The organism is Cellulomonas algicola, from assembly GCF_019024305.1.
In the GTDB taxonomy this organism is placed as follows: Bacteria; Actinomycetota; Actinomycetes; order Actinomycetales; family Cellulomonadaceae; genus Cellulomonas; species Cellulomonas algicola.
Genome location: NZ_JAHKSJ010000041.1, coordinates 16,955 through 32,553 on the forward strand (window position 1 = coordinate 16,955; position 15,599 = coordinate 32,553).

11 protein-coding genes, 1 pseudogene and 1 riboswitch are annotated in these 15,599 nt (G+C 75.0%); all 12 genes and pseudogenes read right to left on the bottom strand.

Features of this window, described 5'->3' with window-relative positions; all coding sequences use genetic code 11:
- Positions 1 to 18 precede the first annotated feature (18 nt).
- Positions 19 to 1,536 carry a bifunctional hydroxymethylpyrimidine kinase/phosphomethylpyrimidine kinase gene (thiD, locus tag KOV94_RS20235; protein WP_218053022.1) on the bottom strand — a complete coding sequence of 506 codons (1,518 nt, stop codon included), beginning with the start codon at positions 1,534 to 1,536 and terminating at the stop codon, positions 19 to 21.
- Positions 1,533 to 2,312, bottom strand: a complete 780-nt coding sequence (gene thiE, locus KOV94_RS20240; RefSeq protein WP_308160693.1) for a thiamine phosphate synthase — start codon at positions 2,310 to 2,312, stop codon at positions 1,533 to 1,535. The genes thiD and thiE overlap by 4 nt, the downstream gene beginning before the upstream one ends.
- On the bottom strand, positions 2,309 to 3,172 hold the full coding sequence (gene thiM, locus KOV94_RS20245; protein WP_218053023.1) for a hydroxyethylthiazole kinase: 864 nt from the start codon (positions 3,170 to 3,172) through the stop codon (positions 2,309 to 2,311). The genes thiE and thiM overlap by 4 nt, the downstream gene beginning before the upstream one ends.
- Positions 3,166 to 3,279: riboswitch (TPP riboswitch) on the bottom strand. (Overlaps the previous gene by 7 nt.)
- Positions 3,280 to 3,388: 109 nt before the next feature.
- The gene (locus tag KOV94_RS20250) at positions 3,389 to 3,616 is read right to left on the bottom strand and encodes a hypothetical protein (protein ID WP_124343667.1); all 228 of its coding nucleotides are present in this window, start codon (positions 3,614 to 3,616) and stop codon (positions 3,389 to 3,391) included.
- A 115-nt stretch (positions 3,617 to 3,731) separates the two neighbouring features.
- The gene (locus tag KOV94_RS20255; RefSeq protein WP_218053024.1) at positions 3,732 to 8,696 is read right to left on the bottom strand and encodes an ExeM/NucH family extracellular endonuclease; all 4,965 of its coding nucleotides are present in this window, start codon (positions 8,694 to 8,696) and stop codon (positions 3,732 to 3,734) included.
- A 235-nt stretch (positions 8,697 to 8,931) separates the two neighbouring features.
- Positions 8,932 to 11,496 (bottom strand): phenylalanine--tRNA ligase subunit beta, encoded by a 2,565-nt coding sequence (gene pheT, locus KOV94_RS20260; RefSeq protein WP_218053025.1) that lies wholly within the window; start codon positions 11,494 to 11,496, stop codon positions 8,932 to 8,934.
- The gene (pheS, locus tag KOV94_RS20265; protein ID WP_124343999.1) at positions 11,496 to 12,542 is read right to left on the bottom strand and encodes a phenylalanine--tRNA ligase subunit alpha; all 1,047 of its coding nucleotides are present in this window, start codon (positions 12,540 to 12,542) and stop codon (positions 11,496 to 11,498) included. Before pheS ends, pheT begins: the two co-directional genes overlap by 1 nt.
- Positions 12,543 to 12,920: 378 nt before the next feature.
- Positions 12,921 to 13,568: an RNA 2',3'-cyclic phosphodiesterase gene (gene thpR / locus KOV94_RS20270; RefSeq protein ID WP_218053026.1), complete on the bottom strand. Its 648-nt coding sequence runs from the start codon at positions 13,566 to 13,568 to the stop codon at positions 12,921 to 12,923.
- Positions 13,569 to 13,851: 283 nt separating this feature from the next.
- Positions 13,852 to 14,676, bottom strand: coding sequence for a TrmH family RNA methyltransferase (locus KOV94_RS20275; protein WP_218053027.1), 825 nt, complete (start codon positions 14,674 to 14,676; stop codon positions 13,852 to 13,854).
- Between the two features lie 44 nt (positions 14,677 to 14,720).
- Complete coding sequence (gene rplT, locus KOV94_RS20280; protein ID WP_124344182.1) at positions 14,721 to 15,104, bottom strand: 50S ribosomal protein L20; 384 nt, start codon at positions 15,102 to 15,104, stop codon at positions 14,721 to 14,723.
- 64 nt (positions 15,105 to 15,168) lie between these two features.
- Positions 15,169 to 15,363 carry a 50S ribosomal protein L35 gene (rpmI, locus tag KOV94_RS20285; RefSeq protein ID WP_013770804.1) on the bottom strand — a complete coding sequence of 65 codons (195 nt, stop codon included), beginning with the start codon at positions 15,361 to 15,363 and terminating at the stop codon, positions 15,169 to 15,171.
- A gap of 24 nt (positions 15,364 to 15,387) precedes the next feature.
- A pseudogene (locus KOV94_RS20290) lies at positions 15,388 to 15,599 on the bottom strand (hypothetical protein); the annotation flags it as partial.

Here is a 15,599-nt window from a genome sequence, read left to right on the forward strand (position 1 = left end):
CCGGGCCGCGCGCCTGCGTCAGCGGACCGCGAGGGCGGCGACCTGCCGTCCCGGGTCCGTCGCGACGACCGCGACCTGACCGAAGAACGCCACCTCGTGGCGGCACGACGCGTCGAACGCGGCGATCATGCGCTCCCGCGTCGCCGGGTCGACGTGCTGCGCGGCCGCGTCGGCCAGCCGGCACGCGTGCGCGGCATGCTCGGTGAACGGCGCACTGCCGTACGTCGCGACCCAGTCGCGGTACGGGTGGCCCGGGACGGCGTCCGCCTGCGCGAGGAGCGTCACCCCGACCTCCGCGTACACCCAGTAGCAGGGCAGGACCGCGGCGACGACCTCCGCGTACGAGCCGTGCGCCGCGACCGCCGCCAGGTGGTCGACGTAGGCGCGCGTCACGGCCGAGGGCGGCGACGACGGGCGCACGGACGCGCGCGCGAGGTACGTCTCGTGCAGGCTTCGCTCGACCGCGAGGCACGAGTGCGCGCCGCGGGCGAAGAACTCCTGCGCCTCCGCCGACGGTGCGAGCGTCGACGCGCGTGCGAGAACCCGTGAGTACGCGGTGAGGTAGAGCGCGTCCTGGTGGAGCTGCTCGACGAACGCGTCCCACGGCAGGCCGCCGTCCGCCAGGCCGCGGACGAAGGGCTGCTCGAGCGACGCGGCGCACGCCGCCGCGAGGATGCCCCCGACCTCGTCGGTGAAGACGGGCAGCCCGAGCGCCGGCGCGTGGTGGAAGTGGTCGACCGGGCCGTGGCCCGAGCCGACGCGCAGCGCCTCCCCCGCCGCGATGGCCCCGCCGAGCCAGCGCTTGGCGTCCCGTGCCGCCGACGCCCAGTCCGGACGACGGGGACGCAGCGCCGCGAGCGCCGCCGACAGCGAGCAGCCCGTGCCGTGCGTGCTCGTCGACGCGACCCGCGCACCGGGCAGCTCGACGACACGCCCACCCTCGACCAGCGCGTCGGGACTCTCGACGCCGGGCAGGTGGCCGCCCTTGACGAGCACCGCGACCCCGGCGGCGCTCGCCAGCCGCGTCGCCTGCTGCACGGCCTCCGGCCAGGTCCGGGCGACGGGCTCGTCGGCGAGGACCGCGAGCTCCGGGAGGTTCGGCGTGACGACGTCGGCGACCGCGAGGAGCCGGCGGACCGCGGCGACCGCGTCGTCGTCGAGCAGCCGATCGCCGCTCGTCGCGACCATGACGGGGTCGAGGACCACGAACGGCGGACGGTGACGTGCCAGCCAGTCCCCCACCTCGTCGGCCACGGCCGCCGTCGCGAGCATGCCGATCTTCACCGCGTCGACGGTCACGTCGTCGGACACCGCGTCGAGCTGCGCGCGCAGGAAGGCGACGTCCGGCACGAGGACGTCGCGCACGCCGTGCGTGTTCTGCGCGACGAGCGCTGTGACGACCGCCATGCCGTACGCGCCGTGCGCGGCGAACGACTTGAGGTCGGCCTGGATCCCGGCTCCGCCCGTCGGGTCGGTCCCCGCGACGGACAGGACGCGCGGGCGCGACCCCGTCGGCGGCGTCTCGCGCTCGGTCATCGCACGGCCTCCGCGCGCACCGTTCCCGCGGCCGTCCCGGCCGGACGCGCGCCGCCGGCCCGTGCGACCCTGCCGCCGGCGAGGGCGACGGGTCCTGCGCCGACGTCCGGCCCGCTCCGCCCGGCCGCCGCCGTCCACGCCGCGACGAGGTCCGCCGCCGCGCGGGCCGGGTCCGCCGCCGCGCAGACCGCCGACACGACCGCGATGCCGTGCGCACCGGTCTCGCGCACGGCCGCGACGTCCTCGACCCCGAGCCCACCGATCGCGACGACCGGCAGAGGGCTGCGCCGGACCGCCGCACGCAGGCCGTCGAGGCCCAGCGGCGGGCCCGCGTCCGGCTTCGTCGGCGTCCCCCGCACGGGTCCCGCGCCGACGTAGTCGACGACCGCGGGGTCGACCTCCGCGAGATGCGCGGCGGTCGCCGCGGACACGCCGACGACCGCGTCCGCGCCGAGGAGCCGCCGGACGTCGGCGACGTCGAGATCCGCCTGGCCGACGTGCACCCCGGCGACCGCGCACCCGCGCGAGCGCGCGGCGAGCGCGACGTCGACCCGGTCGTCCACGACCACGAGGGCGCCCGTGCCGTCGACCGCGCGCGCGACGTCGACCGTCAGTGCGACGAGGTCGCGGACCGGCGCCCGCTTGGCCCGCACCTGCAGCACGCGGACGCCCGCGCCGACCGCGACCCGTGCGATGTCGGCCGGCCGGCGTGACGCGGCGGCGCAGGTGTCGGCGTCGACCACCAGGTACGGACCGTCGGGCAGGACGCGGCTCACGCGGGCACCGCCGCACGCTCGACCGTCGCGGCCGACACGACGCGGGCCGCGAGGTCGTCGGGTGCGACCGAGGCGAGGTGGTCGACGAGCGCCACCTGGAACGACGCGGGACCCGCGGCGGCGACCGCGGCCCGCTCGGCGGCGAGACCCAGCAGCGTCGTCGCCCCGACCGCGGCGACGAGCGGCTCGGTGACCGCCGCGAGCGCGGCCGTCAGGCCGCCGAGCGCGCACCCGGCGCCGGTGATCCGGGTCAGCAGCGGGTGGCCGACGGCGAGCCGCACCTCGTGCTCGCCGTCCGTGACGAGGTCGACCGGGCCGGACACGGCGACCACCGTCCCGTGCCGTGCCGCGAGACCGGCCGCGGCCTCCCGTGCGGCGTCGACCCCGTCGCGCGCGTCGACACCACGGCCCGCGGAGAGCCGGCCCGCGAGCGCACGCACCTCGCTCGCGTTGCCGCGGACGACGGCGGGGCGCTCGGCCACGAGACGCGCCGCGAGCCGCGTGCGCACCGACAGCACGCCCACGGCGACCGGGTCGAGCACCCACGGCGTGCGCGCCCCGACGGCCGTGGCCACGGTCGGCTCGACGCACGCGCGCAGGTCCGGGTCGAGCGTGCCGAGGTTGACGAGGACGGCGCCCGCGACGCCCGCGAGCTCCTCGGCCTCGCCCGGCACGGCCGCCATCGCGGGCGACGCCCCGACCGCGAGGAGCGTGCTCGCGACGAGGTTCGTCGTGACCTCGTTCGTCAGGCACTGGACGAGTGGCGTGGCCGCGTGGACCGCGGCGAGCGCCTCGCCGGCGGCGTGGGCGAGCGCGAGCGCGTCGCCGTGCGGTTCGGTGGACGGGTAGGCAGACGTCATCGCGACGACATCCCTTCGCTAGTACGAACTAGATCAGGTTCGGCGGGTGTGATCTCAGCCCCTCGTCCGCCCGGGTCGGGCGGCGCGGGGCACCCCGTGTCAGTGCGCTCAGGCTAGCCACGACGCCGACGACCCGTCGGCCCACCGCTCACCAGGTGGACCGACGGGTCGTCGGAGGTCGTGCGGACCGGTCCTGCGGACGGGTCGTGCGACGGGCTACCGGACGGCGCCCCAGGTGGTGCCGCTGCCCGACACGGGGTTGCGGTGCTCGAACCAGACGACGCGGTCGTCGGGGTCGACCCAGCCTGCGACCGCGGGCACCGCGAGAGGGTCGGGAGCCCAGACGCCGCCGGGCGTGTGCCGCAGCTCGGGCGGCTCCCACGGCTGCGGTCCGTGCGTGGCGAGCGGCAGGGGGCGTCGGTCGGTGCGCGACGGGTCGGCCATGGGTCCAGCGTGCTCCGTCGGACGCTTCCGGCACATAGGACGAAAGGCCGGAATGCGACGGAGGCCCGACCGCCGCGCCCTCGTGGGACGGGTGGCCGGGCCTCCGCGCCGTGCGTCAGCGCGTGACGCGCACCGTCACCGGGTCGCTCGTGCTGGGCGCGACGTCCGGGTCGCTCGGCACGAAGGTCGCGGTGTACGTGTGCGTGCCGACGCTCGCGTCGTGCGGCACGCGGCCGATCGCGACGCCGAGGACGACGTCGTGCCGGCTCACCACGGTCGCGCCCTCACGGATCTCGACCTTCCCGGACGGGATCCGCAGGTTCTCCTGGACGACGCCCGCGACGAGCAGCGTCGGCAGGAGCGAGCCGTGCTTCTGCGTCGTGCGGGTCGCGACGAGGCCCGTGTGCGTCTTCACCTGCGTGACTGTGACGGTCACCGGCGCGGACTGCGACGGCGCGACGTCGGCCGTGCCGACGAACCGGGCGACGACCTCGTAGGTCCCGGCGGGCGTGCTCGCGGGCAGCGTGAACGTCGCCGAGCCCTTCTTCGACAGCGTCGCGGAGCCGAGGACGGTGCCGCCGGCGACGAGCTCGACCGTCGCACCCGCCACCGACGTGTCGGACGTGACGGTCGCGGTGAGCTTGACCTTCGACTTGCCGACCACCTGGCTCGTCGGCTTCGCGGTGAGGGTCGTCGTGGACGACGCCCGGCCCTCCTCGACCGTGAGCGGCAGCGTCACCGTGGTGCCGCTGGGGCTCGCGACGAGCGTGAGGACGTGCTCGCCGGCCGGGGTGCTCTCCGGGACGGTCACCGCGACCGTCGCCGCGCCGTTCGTCACCGTCGCCGTGCCGATCGACTGGCCGTCGACGCGCACGTCGAGAGACGTGTTGAGCGGCGAGCCGAGGCTCGTCAGGTCGAGCCCGGTCACGTCGAACGCGAGCTGGCCGCCCGCCTCGACGCGCGTGGGCACGTCGGCCAGACCCACGGCCTGCCGCGCGAAGTCCGGCGACAGGTCCGGGTGCGCCTGCAGGTAGGCGATCCACGCGTCCCGGTCGATGAGACCCGAGTCCGCCGTGTCGGCGCCGTCCTCGAACACCCGGAAGTTGTCACCGCCCTGCGCGAGGAACGAGAACGTGCCGATGCGGTACTCGCCCGCCGGCTCGAGCGGCTCGCCGTTCACGGTCACCGAGGTGATGTGCGAGCCGAGCGGCGCGTCGGGGTCGTACGTGTAAGTGACGTTCGACGACAGGCCGAGCTGCAGGTAGGGGCGGCTCGGGATGGTGCCGTCCCGGTTGGTCTGCCACTGCTGCTCGAGCATCGTCTTCACCTGGTCGCCCGTGAGGGTCGTGGTCCAGAGGTTGTTGACGAAGGGCAGGACCGCGTTGGCCTCGGCGTAGGTGATGACGCCGTCGGGCGCGGAGAACAGCTCGTTGCGCATGCCGCCCGGGTTGACGACGCCGATGTCGGCGCCACCGCGCTCGGGTGACGCCAGCGTGTCGAGCAGCGAGTTCGCCACCAGGCCGCCGAGCGTCGACTCCTTCGACCGGTCGTCACGGCCGGTGCTGGGCAGCGGGCCCGAGCCGACGTAGACGCCGTTGACGTAGGAGCCGCCCGAGTACGCGGTCGTGATGTCCGCGGTGACCGAGCCGACGGGCTGGTTGCCCACGACGGCCGCGTACGCGAGCGCGTCGGTGACGATCTGGTTGACCGCCGCGACGCGCGGGAACGTGCTGATGAGCGTCGCGTCGGCGTCCGTCGTGCGCGCCACGTTCGTCTGCGTGTGCGCCGTGACCTCGTCGGTCGTCGGGTCGTACGTCAGCACGACCTTGCCGACGAGCTCGCCGTACGAGCCGGTCTGGACGATCGGCCGGGTACGGTCCGCGTCGCCGGGGACGGGGCCCTCCCACGCGTACTGCTTGTGGGTGTGGCCGGTGAAGATCGCGTCGACCGCGGCCGACGTGTCCTCGACGATCGCCGCGAAGGCGCCGCCCGCGGCGACCTCCTCCTCGAGGGTCGCGCCGTCGGGCGTGCCCGCGCCGGCGCCCTCGTGGTACTCGGCGACGATGACGTCGGCCTCGCCGTTGGTGGGGTCGCCGTCGGTGAGCTGCGCCGCGACCCGGTTGACGGCCTCGACGGGGTCGCCGAAGTCGAGCGTCGCGATGCCGCCCGGGGTGACGAGCGTCGGGGTCTCCTCGGTGACGGCGCCGATGACGCCCACCGTGACGCCGCCCATGTCGAGCAGCGCGTACTCCGGCAGCGCCGGGGTCGTCGTGCCCTTCTGGTAGACGTTCGCGCCGAGGTAGGTGAAGTCGGCCTCCGGGACCACACGGTCCGTGAGGTCGGCGAACCCGCCGTCGAACTCGTGGTTGCCGACCGCCGACGCGCGGAGCTCGAGCGCGTTCAGCACGTCGATCGTGGGCTGGTCCTGCTGGACGGCCGACGCGAACAGCGACGCGCCGATGTTGTCGCCCGCGGACAGGAACGCGACCGGGCCGGGGGCCGCCGCACGCTCCTTCTCGACCGTCCCCGCGAACTTCACGGTGTTGGCGTCGATGCGCCCGTGGAAGTCGTTGATGTTGAGGAAGGTCAGGTCGACCGGGCCCGTGTTGTCCCCGGCGGTGAGGCCGACGACGACCGGGTCGTGGTCGGACGAGCGGTACACGTCGTCCGCGTAGAAGAGCGTGCCGTGGTAGTTGTACCGGCTGTACTCGAGCGCGATGGACTCCTCGGCGTTGATCTCCCAGACGTCCGCACCGGTCGCGCGCTCGCGCGCGGCGGCGTTCAGCAGGACGTGGTCGAGCGAGCCGGACAGGCCCGAGAACGTGTACGACCACTGCCCCGGCGCGAGCTGGTCGACCGCGTCGACGTAGCCTGCGTCGTAGAGCACCTGCAGCGGGTCCTCGTGCGTGTAGGCGTTGAAGTCGCCGACGAGCGCGACGGCCTCGGTGTCGCCCTGGATCGTCGGCACCCAGTCGCGCAGCGCGGTCGCCTGGCGGACGCGCGACTCGTTCGACGCGCCCTGCCCGTCGCCCGTGTCCGCGTCGCCCGGCCACGGACCGGCCGAGCCCTTCGACTTGAGGTGGTTGACGACGACGAGCACCGGCTCGCCGCCCGCGACGGGCGTGAACGCCTGCGCGATGGGCTCGCGCGCGTTCGCGAACGCCTGACCGTCGGCGCTGGCCGTGCCGAGCGCGTGGGCGTCGCCCGTCCGCTCGACCGCCGCGGTGCGGTAGATCAGCGCGTTGGTGATGGTGTCCTGCAGCTCGACGGCCGGCAGGTCCGCCGACGACGGGACGAACGCCCACGTGCCGGCACCCGCCTCGGCGTTGAGCGCGTCGACCAGCGTGCCGAGCGCCTCGTCCGCGACGCCGTCGACGACCGCGGAGTTCTCGATCTCGAGCAGGCCCACGACGTCCGCGTCGAGAGCGTTGATCGCCGCGACGATCTTGTCCTGCTGCCGCTGGAGGTCCGCCGGGTCCCACGCGCCGCGCTGGTCGCAGCCCGTGTCGACCGTGACGGGGTCACCGGTGCGGTCGCGGAACGGCACGCACGTCGCGCCCTGCGCACCCAGCGTCGTGAAGTAGTTGAGCACGTTGAACGACGCGACCTTCACGTCGCCGCCGACGTCGGCGGGCGACGCGGTGCGGTCGTTCTCGAAGGTCACCGGCGCGGTCCCGCCGGCCACGTACTGGCTGGTCGGGTTGAGCTTCCACACGTTGTTCCGGTAGTCGACGACCACGGGCGCCTGGAACGTCGCGGCCGCGCCGACGCGCACCGGGTTCGCGAGCGACACGTACGGCGGCGTCTGCGACTGGTTGGCCGCGGACAGGAAGTTCGTCGTCGCGCCGTCGTCGAGCACGACGCCGCGGGCCGCGTTGTCGGCGACCGTGGCGGTCGCCTCCGCGGAGCCGGGGCGACCGACCTCGGTCGGCTGCAGCAGCGGCGTCGTGCCGGCCGCGAGGCCGACCTCGCCGTACTGGTTCGTCGAGAACGTGTTCGCGACCGTGAACTCGCCCGTGGGTGCCAGCAGCATCGACTCGATCGCCTCGCGGCCCTCGGCCGTCGCGGGCCAGCCACCGCTGAGCGGCGTGACCGCACCCGGCGCCGCGAGCTTCTCGACGCCGCCCGCCGCGACCGTGATCTCGGTGAGCCCGTTGAACTCGCTCACGACACCGGTGACCTCGACGTGGTCGCCGATCGCGACCGAGCCGACGGTCGCAGACGAGAACACGAAGACCGCGTCGGACGCCGTGCGCGCCGGGTCGAGCGTGCCGCCCGTGCCGGCCGTCTGGATGACGTAGCCGTTGAACCCGCCCGTCGGGTACGCCGCCGTGACGACGCCCGTCGTCGTGACGGTCGCGCCCTGCAGCGGCGACGCCGCGCCCGTGCCCTGGATCTCCGCGATCGTGTGCTCGCCGTCACCGGGGTTGCCCGGGTCGGTGCCGCCGCCACCGGAGTTCTCCGGTGTGGGCGTGCCCGCCGTGAAGTCGGCCGCGTTGTTCGCCGTGTTGGCGTGGGTCGCGCTGCGCGACACCGACGTCGTGTTCGACGCCGCGGGCGCCGGACCTGTGCCGCTGAAGTCGGTCGCGGTGCCGTAGCCGACGAGGTCGACGACGGCCGCCTGCGTGCTGCAGGGGTTGGCCGCGGCACCGCACGTGAGCGCGGTCGCGCTCGACGTCAGCGCGACCTTGCCGTTCGACGCGCCCATGAGCGTCGTGCCCTCGACGTCGACGTCGAACGCGGCCCCCGTCGCGCCCGAGCCCATGCCGACGAGCAGCCGGTCGCCGGCCGCCACGGTCCCGGACAGGCCGGTGACCTGCCAGGACGTGCCCGTCGCCGACGCGTACTGCACCGCCCACCCGTCGACGCTGACGGGCGCGGTGGTCGTGTTCACCAGCTCGACGAAGTCCCGGTTGAACGGCGCGCCGGAGTTGCCGCCCCCGCCGTACACCTCGTTGATGACCAGTGGCGCGGTGGGTGACGGCGCCGCTGCCGCCTGTGTCGCCGCGGCCAGTGACCCGGCCGCCGCCAGCGCGAGGGCTGCGAGGCCCCCGGTCGCCGACTTCACTCCTGCGTGCACGTCGAGCTCTCCTTCATCGGGGGGCACAAGAGATGCCCGCTCGTGACGGGCCACCAGCCACCTTCGCCTTTCCGTCCGATTCACGGCAACTACTCATCGGTAACCGTTTGGTGAACTCGTCCCACGTCCGACGACTTCGTCCGGATTCGGCCGGGTGCCTGGACCGGCCCCGGAGACGGCGACGGCCCCGCGACCGTGTCGGGTCGCGGGGCCGTCGCTGCTGGTCAGCGGGTCGTCACGCCCGCAGGCTCGCTCCGAACCGGCGCTGCGCCTCGGCCACGACGGCCTCCCGGACGCCCGCGGTCTCCTGCGCGGTCAGCGTGCGGTCGGCCGCGCGCAGCCGCAGCGAGAACGCGAGCGACCGCGTCCCGTCCGGCACCTGGTCGCCGACGTACACGTCGAACAGCCGCACGTCCTCGACGACGTCCCCGGCGGGACCCGCGGCCGCGCCGACGCGGACGGCGTCGAGCACGTCGGCCGCGGGCACGTGCGCGGGGACGACGAGGGCGACGTCCTCCTTCGCGAGCGGGAACGACGACACCGGGTGCGCCTGCGTCGGCTCGGCGGGCGCGGCCGCGAGCAGCACGTCGAGGTCGAGCTCGAACGCGGCCGCCCGCGCGGGCAGCCCGTGCGCCGCGACGACGTTCGGGTGCAGCTCGCCCGCGTGCCCGACGAGCGTGCCGTCGGCGAGCGTGATGCGCGCGCAGCGGCCCGGGTGCCACGGCAGATGCTCGCCGTCCGCGGCCAGGACGACGTCGACGCCCACGACCTCCGCGACCCGACGGGCCGCGGCGATCGCGTCGGTGTGGTCGGCGCGACGGCCGCTCCCCCACCACCCGGCAGGCTCCGCCGCGCCCGCGAGCACGCCCGCGACGCGACGCGGCTGCGCAGGGACGGCGGCCTCGATCGCGGCGAGGTCGTCGTCGCTCGGGCGTACGCCGCCCGGCAGGTGCGGGGCCGCCGGCGCGTCGGGCGCGGGTCGCGTGACGAGCCCGATCTCGAAGACCGCGAGGTCGCTCTGGCCGCGACCGACGTTGCGGCGTGCCGCGTCGAGCAGCGTGACCAGCAGGTTCGTCCGCAGGTACGGGTGCGACTCCGCGAGCGGGTTCACCAGGCGGGCCGCACGACGACGCGCGTCGTCCTCCGGCAGCGCGAGCGCGTCGAGCTGCTCGGTCGAGACGAACGGGTACGTCAGCACCTCGACGAAGCCGGCCTCGGCGAGGGCGCGCGCGACCGAGCGGCGCGTGCGCTGGCCGTCGGTCAGACCGCGACCGGCGGGGGCGACGGGCAGCGTCGACGGGATCGCGTCGTAGCCGCGCAGCCGCGCGACCTCCTCGACGAGGTCCACCGGCACGACCAGGTCGGGCCGCCACGACGGCACCCGCACCGCGAGCGCGTCGTCGCCCGCGTCGGACACCTCGGCGCCGATCTGGGTCAGCACGTCGCGGACCTCGTCGGCCGTGTACGGCACGCCGACGAGGCGACCGGGCAGGTCGACGGGCAGCGTGATCGTCGGCGGCTCGGCCGTGCGGTCCACGTCGGTGAGCGCCGCGTCCGGGACCCCACCGCCGTGCTCGACGAGCAGCTCGACCACCCGGGCCACCGCGACACGCGGCAGCTGCGGGTCGACGCCGCGCTCGTACCGCTTGGCGGCCTCGCTCGACAGCTTGTGCCGCCGCGCGGTGCGCGCGACCGTGACCGGGTCCCAGTGCGCGGCCTCGACCAGCACGTCGACCGTGTCCGGCCCGACCTCGCTGTCCCCGCCGCCCATGACCCCGGCGAGCCCGATGATCCGCGCGGCACGCGCACCCTCGGGGCTGTCGGTGACCAGCAGGTCCTCGGGGTCGAGCGCCCGGTCCACGCCGTCGAGCGTGAGCAGCCGCTCACCCGCACGGGCGCGCCGCACCACGATCGGCTCGGCGACCTTGGCCAGGTCGTACGCGTGCAGCGGCTGGCCGAGGTCGAGCATGACGTAGTTCGTCGCGTCGACCGCGAGCCCGAGGGGCCGCATGCCCGCCTGCGTGAGGCGCCGCTGCATCCACTGCGGCGACGGGGCGTCCGCCCGCACCCCGCGCACGACCTGCGCGACGAACCGGTCCGACCCGGGCACGCCGTGGATCGGCGCGTCGTCCTCGAGCTCGACGGCGACGCCGCCCGACACGGGCTCGCGCTGCTCGGGCGTGGCCAGACCGCGGTCGGTGAACGTCGCACCCGTCGAGTGCGCGTACTCCCGCGCGACACCGCGCATCGAGAACGCGTACCCGCGGTCGGGCGTCACGTTGATCTCGAGCACCTCGTCGCCGAGGCCCAGCAGCTCGCGCGCGTCCGTGCCGACGGGCACGTCGAGGCCGAGCGTCGACAGCACGATGATGCCCGCGTGGTCCTCGCCGAGCCCGAGCTCGCGCGCCGAGCAGATCATGCCGTCCGACACGTGGCCGTACGTCTTGCGCGACGCGATCGGGAACGGCCCGGGCAGCACCGCGCCGGGCAGCGCGACGACGACCTTGTCGCCGACGTCGAAGTTGTGCGCACCGCACACGATGCCCCGCGGAGACCCGCCGGGCTCGTTGTGCGCGGCGCCCACGTCGACGCGGCACCAGTTGATCGTCTTGCCGTTCTTCTGCGGCTCGGGCGTGCGCTCGACGACCTCGCCGACCACGAGCGGGCCCGTCACGGCGGCGGCGTGGATCGCCTCCTCCTCGAGCCCGACGCGCACGAGGTCGGCGGCGAGCTGCTCGGCCGTGAGGCCGGCGGGCAGGTCGACGTGGTCGGCGAGCCACGTCAGGGGAACGCGGGGCATCAGATCTCCGTCCCGAACTGCGTGGAGAAGCGCACGTCGCCCTCCACCATGTCGTGCATGTCGGCGATGCCGTGGCGCAGCATCAGGGTCCGCTCGATGCCCATGCCGAAGGCGAAGCCCGAGTAGACGTCGGGGTCGACGCCGCACGCCCGCAGGACGTTCGGGTTGACCATGCCGCAACCGCCCCACTCGATCCAGCCGGGCCCGCCCTTCTTCTGCGGGAACCACAGGTCCATCTCGGCGGACGGCTCGGTGAACGGGAAGAACGACGGCCGCAGCCGCGTGCGCGCCTCGGGACCGAAGATCGCCTGCGCGAAGTGGTCGAGCGTGCCCTTGAGGTGCGCCATCGTCAGGCCCTTGTCGACCGCCAGGCCCTCGACCTGGTGGAACACGGGCGTGTGCGTCGCGTCGAGCGCATCCGTGCGGAACACCTTGCCGGGGCAGGCGATGTACACCGGCAGGTCACGCTCGAGCAGCGTGCGCGCCTGCACCGGCGAGGTGTGCGTGCGCAGCACGAGCCCCGACTCCGGCGGGTCGACGAAGAACGTGTCCTGCATCTGCCGCGCCGGGTGGTCGACGCCGAAGTTCAGCGCGTCGAAGTTGAACCACTCCGACTCGAGCTCGGGACCCTCGGCGATCTCCCAGCCCATCGCCACGAAGATGTCCGCGATGCGCTCCTGCAGCGTCTCCAGCGGGTGCCGCGCACCGCGCGGGCGCCGGTCGACGGGGAGCGTCACGTCGACGGTCTCCTCGACGAGCACGCGCGCGTCACGCTCCGCCTCGAGCTGCGTCTGCCGCTCCGCGAGCGCCTGCTGCAGCCGCCCGCGGGCACCGCCCAGCAGCCGGCCCGCGACGCCCTTGTCGGCGGGCGCGAGGCCGCCGATCGCACGGTTCGCGAGCGCGATCGCGCTGTGCTCACCGAGGTGCGCGAGACGCGCGGACTTGAGCTCGTCGAGGTCGCCGGCCGCGGTGAACGCGGCCAGGGCCGCCTTCACCGCGAGGTCGACGCCCGCCTCGTCGAGCGGGGACAGGGGTGTGTCGGTCATGCGGACCTTCCAGGGGAGAAGCCGGAGCCCGCGTCCGCGCCACGGACGGACGGGCCCTGACCGGGCGCGCGACAGCGCACCGGCCAGCAGGGAAGTCTAGTGGCGCCCGTCCCGGGCCCTCGTGCCCGTCCGCTCGTCGGCGGTCAGGTCACGCGCGCGTCAGCGCAGCCCGAGGCCGGGCCGCGGAAATCGGCGACCACCGGCCGCCCGTGCACGCGCTGACATGCCGCCCATGGTGCCACGCGAGGGCGCGCCGCCACGACCCCGAAACCGTCCCGGCGCGCCGTGCGTCCTGGGCCGCGTGGTCGCCGAGCGAACGCGGCGTTACGGCGCGCAGCATCGCGGCGCCGACGTCCTGACCACGGCGGAGCACGGCACTCACGCGAACGCGAAGCGCTCCAGCACCTCGTAGAGCGGGCCGCCACCTCGCCCGGCGCCGGGCCGCGACGCGACGAGGCACAGCTCGTCGACCGTCCACGACGGCCCCTCGTACACCGCCAGCGCCCTCGCGACGCCACGCGCGACGTCCTGGTCGGTCAGCGGCACGTCAGCGCCCGGCTCCCCCGGCCCGCGACCGCGCGCCGGACGGGACGACCCGCGCCGCGGTGGCCGCGCACCCGGGCGGATCCGCGCGATCGTGAGGTGCGGCCGCTCGCGGGGTCGCCGGTCCGGCACCGCCCCGGCGTCGACGCCCGCGTCGACGCACGCGCCGCTCAGCCGCCGCTGCTCCTCGACCTCACCGCCGACCCCGACCCACATCGTCCGGTGCGAGAACACGCCGGCACCGCGCAGCGCCAGCGTGAACGGTGCGCGGTCCCGCGCGACCGCGGCGAGGTCGGCCACCAGGCCCGGTACGGCCCCGTCGGGCAGCTCGCCGTAGAAGGCCGCCGTCAGGTGCCACGTCTCGCGGGCGGACCAGCGGACCGCGCTCGACGCCCCGGCCGGACCGCCCCGGACGGTCGCGAGCGCGAGGTCGAGGTGGTCGCGGACGTCGTCGGGCGGCCACACGGCCGCGAACAGCCTCATGGCGCCACCGTGGGGCTCGGGACCGGATCGACGGACACGGGGCCCCTTGGTGTGCGGGCGGACGACGGTGCTGCGGAGGGCGACGGTGCTGGGGGCATCGTGACGGCGTTCGTCGGTACGCCGGGACCATCACTGAGGTCGGGCTTCCCGACCGCGGACGAGCAGAGTAGCGCGGCCCCGACCGCAGTGCCGCGGGCGCGTCACCTCAGCCCCTGGGGGTGGCGCGTCCCGTCAGCCCTGGGCGCGGACGCGTCCCGTCAGCGCCGGGCGAAGGTGCTGCACGTCAGCGCTGGGCGCGGGCGCTCGCGTAGAGGCAGACCGTCGCCGCCGTGGCGAGGTTGAGGGACTCGGCACGGCCCCGGATCGGGACGCGGACGACGGCGTCGGCCAGCGCGCGGTCCTCGTCGCGCAGGCCCCACGCCTCGTTGCCGAAGACCCACGCCGTCGGACCGGCGAGGTCCGGCACGCCGTCGGGTGCGGCTCCCGCGACGTCGAGCAGGTCGTCGATGTCGTGCTCGCCCGTGCCGTCGGCCGCCAGCACGGTCACGCCGCGGTCGTGCAGCGCTCCGACGGCGGACGCGAGGTCGGCACCGGTCGCGACGGGCAGGTGGAACAACGACCCGGCGGTCGAGCGGACCACCTTGGGGTTGTGGAGGTCGACGCTCTCGCGCGTGAGGACGACGGCGTCGGCGCCTGCGGCGTCGGCTGCCCGCACGACCGTCCCGGCGTTCCCCGGGTCCCGGACGTGCGCGAGCAGCGCCACCAGGCGCGGACGGCTCGCGAGGACGTCGTCCAGGCCGACGTCGACCTGGTCCGCGACCGCGAGGACGCCCTGGGCGTCGGCGCTCATCGCGTCGAGCACCTCGGGCGTGGCGGTCCGGGCGACGATCCCCCGCCCGCCCGCGGCAGACACGATCTCGCCGTACCGCTCGGCGGCCGCGTCGGTGACGTACAGGTCGTGCACGCGCACGTGCTCGGCACGCACGGCCTCGCGCACGGCCTGCGGTCCCTCGACGAGGAACCGACCCGACCGCGCACGCGCCGGACGCCCGGCCAGCGCCCGCACTGCCTTCACCCGCTCGGCGCGGGGGTTGGTCAGCTCGGGCATCGGCCGGGCGTCCGGGGAGGTGCTGTGCTGCTGCGAGGCAGTCGTCACGCAGCCGACGGCGCGTTGACGTCGGCGGGCAGCGCGTCCTTGGCGACCTGCACGAGGGCGTTGAACGCCGCCGCGTCGTTGACCGCGAGGTCCGCGAGGACACGACGGTCGACCTCGACACCCGCGAGCTTGAGGCCCTGGATGAGGCGGTTGTACGTCAGGCCCTGCTCGCGCGACGCCGCGTTGATGCGCTGGATCCACAGCTTGCGGAAGTCCTGCTTGCGGACCTTGCGGTCGCGGTAGGCGTAGACGAGGGAGTGGGTGACCTGCTCCTTCGCCTTGCGGTAGAGGCGCGAGCGCTGCCCGCGGTAGCCGCTGGCGCGCTCGAGAGTTGCCCGGCGCTTCTTCTGGGCGTTGACCGCCCGCTTCACGCGTGCCACGTGATGCTCCTTGCTTGTCTAGGGCTCGAGTGCCCCGGGATCGCTCGTCGCGACCCCGGACGGGTCACTTGCCGAGCAGCTTCTTGATCTTCGGGGTGTCAGCGGCGGAGACGACGACGTCGCCGGCGATGCGGCGGGTGCGACGGCTCGACTTGTGCTCGAGGAGGTGACGGCCGTTGGCCTGCTCACGCATGACCTTGCCGCTGCCGGTGATCCGGAAGCGCTTCTTGGCACCGGAGTGCGTCTTGTTCTTCGGCATGGCTGCCGTGTCTCCTTGTCCATCTCATCGCGCGCGGATCGTGCGCGACTCGTCGTCGTGCGGCCCGGCGGGGAACCGGGCCGGCGTGATCAGGTCGGTCAGCCGGACTGACCCGGGGCCTGCGGCCGGGGCCGCGGGGCCGGGCGGGGTGCCGGCGGCTTGGGGGTGGCCGACGCGGGCGCCGGCCGGGGTGCGGCCGGTCGGGCCGCGGGGGCCGGTGCTGCCTGCGCCGCCCG

Bases quoted from the DNA above. Each gene is read 5' to 3' on its own strand.
- thiD (WP_218053022.1), bottom strand. From the start codon at position 1,536: ATGACCGAGCGCGAGACGCCGCCGACGGGGTCGCGCCCGCGCGTCCTG.
- thiM (WP_218053023.1), bottom strand. From the start codon at position 3,172: ATGACGTCTGCCTACCCGTCCACCGAACCGCACGGCGACGCGCTCGCG.
- KOV94_RS20250 (WP_124343667.1), bottom strand. From the start codon at position 3,616: ATGGCCGACCCGTCGCGCACCGACCGACGCCCCCTGCCGCTCGCCACG.
- pheT (WP_218053025.1), bottom strand. From the start codon at position 11,496: ATGCCCCGCGTTCCCCTGACGTGGCTCGCCGACCACGTCGACCTGCCC.
- pheS (WP_124343999.1), bottom strand. From the start codon at position 12,542: ATGACCGACACACCCCTGTCCCCGCTCGACGAGGCGGGCGTCGACCTC.
- thpR (WP_218053026.1), bottom strand. From the start codon at position 13,568: ATGAGGCTGTTCGCGGCCGTGTGGCCGCCCGACGACGTCCGCGACCAC.
- KOV94_RS20275 (WP_218053027.1), bottom strand. From the start codon at position 14,676: ATGCCCGAGCTGACCAACCCCCGCGCCGAGCGGGTGAAGGCAGTGCGG.
- rpmI (WP_013770804.1), bottom strand. From the start codon at position 15,363: ATGCCGAAGAACAAGACGCACTCCGGTGCCAAGAAGCGCTTCCGGATC.